Below are 1,292 nucleotides of genomic sequence, written 5' to 3'. Positions count from 1 at the left end.
TGGAGTTGCCCCTGTAAATCAGGACACGCAGACACCGTTAAGTTGATGATGCAGCGGTTCGCCGGAACTCCCGGGGGGAACGGTACTTCAGTGCCTTATGCGGGTGGCGTTCGTTGTAATGCTCAAAGGCGCCAGCCAGATGTGAGAGCGCTGTTGGCACATCAGGCTTATGCATAAAGGCAATGTAATCGTGCTTGATTGTCTTCACGAACGACTCGGCCATACCGTTACTCTGCGGCGAACGAACAGGCGTCGTCAACGGTTCCAGGCCCAACTCGCGGGCAAAGCTGCGCGTACGGTGGTCGATGTAGGCAGAGCCGTTGTCTGACAGCCATTCGATGGGTGCGCCTGCCTGCGGCGTGCCGAAGCGTTGCTCGACCGCTGCGAGCATCACATCGCGCACGACGTCCCCGCTATGGCCGCCAGTAGTCGCTGCCCAACTAATAGCTTCCCGGTCATGGCAGTCCAGCGCAAACGTCACGCGCAACGGCGAGCCATCGTCACAACGGAACTCGAAGCCGTCCGAGCACCAGCGGACGTTACTCTGGTCAACGGCAATGCGTCCATCATGTCGGCGGGTATCGCGTCGCTGGCCAAGGCGCCGGAGCAGCAACTGATGGTCACGCATGACGCGATAGACCCGCTTGGCGTTCACGCACGGCGCACCGGTCAATTCGTGACTACGTCGCAGCAATGCCCAGACTCGTCGGTATCCATAAGTCGGCAAGCCCGCCACATGCTCGTGGATTGCAGCGACCAGCTCCGTGTCGTCGGTCTGTCGGGCGCGGCGGCCGTCCTGCCAGTCTGGAGAGCGGGCTTTTCTGACTGCCAAAGCAGAGCGCGCCACGCCGAGAACATCGCAGACCGTTTTCATTGGTCGTCCCCGGGCAGTAAGGGCGAGCGCGCAATCCAGTTTTTTGAGCGGCCATACTCGACTGCTTCCTTCAGGATTTCTGCCTCCTGCGTCTTCTTGCCAAGCAGACGCTGCAGTTCCCTGATTTCCTTCATCGCCGTGGCCAACTGCGAAGCAGGCACCACGGCTTCTCCAGCTTTCACCGCTGCCAGGCTGCCTTCCTCGTATTGCTTGCGCCACGCAAACACCTGGTTTGGGTTCACTCCGTGTCTACGGGCAACTGCTGAAACCGTTGCTCCCGGCTCCAGGGTTTCCTGCACGATGGCTACTTTTTCCTGGACCGAACGCCGACGACGGCGCTCCGGCTCGGTCAGAACTTCAATGCTTTCCACGATTTGCCTAGGCTTGAAACTAGTCACAAGACTCCCTCTTATTTTAA

1 protein-coding gene is annotated in these 1,292 nt (G+C 59.5%); it reads right to left on the bottom strand.

The window, feature by feature from the left end; all coding sequences use genetic code 11:
* Window positions 1–37: 37 nt before the first annotated feature.
* A protein-coding gene (locus P3T43_RS35660) for an IS3 family transposase (RefSeq protein WP_085952698.1) occupies window positions 38–1,236 on the bottom strand; the annotation gives its coding sequence in 2 pieces (ribosomal slippage) (window positions 38–921 and window positions 921–1,236; 1,200 coding nt in all).
* Window positions 1,237–1,292 lie beyond the last annotated feature (56 nt).

The sequence above is a fragment of the Paraburkholderia sp. GAS41 genome (genome assembly GCF_050436545.1).
Taxonomy (GTDB): domain Bacteria; phylum Pseudomonadota; class Gammaproteobacteria; order Burkholderiales; family Burkholderiaceae; genus Paraburkholderia.
This window is presented reverse-complemented; position numbering and strand designations above follow the sequence as displayed.